General features: G+C 58.3%; 1 protein-coding gene. It reads left to right on the forward strand.

The genetic code is table 11. From position 1 onward, the window contains the following. Window positions 1-124 precede the first annotated feature (124 nt). Window positions 125-417 (forward strand): RHS repeat domain-containing protein (locus tag RVY79_RS17610; RefSeq protein WP_317465787.1); only part of this gene is annotated, 293 nt, incomplete at its 3' end.

Genomic DNA, 417 nt, shown 5'->3' on the forward strand with positions numbered 1-417 from the left:
GCTAACGCAAGACCCAACGAACGCCCAGCGTACGACCAGCTACGATGCTTTTGGCCGTGTGCTCACGCAAACAGATGCGCTGGGTAACACAACGCAGTACAGCTACAACACAGCAAATCGGAGCATGACAGTCACCACGCCCGAAGGCGTGTCAGTGACCACGACGCACAACGCCGAAGGCCAGACGCACAGCGTTACAGACGGTAACGGCAACACAACCGTCTACAGCTACGACCCCGACGGCAATCTCGTCACGACCACGTCGCCGAACGGGCAGAGCGTCAGCCATTACGATCAGGCGGGTCGTCTGATCGAAACGATCGATGCCAACGGCAACAAGGTTGACTACACCTATGATGCGGCCAATCGGCTACTCAGCCGGACCATCGACCCGAATGGACTGAATCTCGTCACGCG

This window comes from Chromohalobacter sp. HP20-39 (genome assembly GCF_033052815.1).
Taxonomy (GTDB): domain Bacteria; phylum Pseudomonadota; class Gammaproteobacteria; order Pseudomonadales; family Halomonadaceae; genus Chromohalobacter.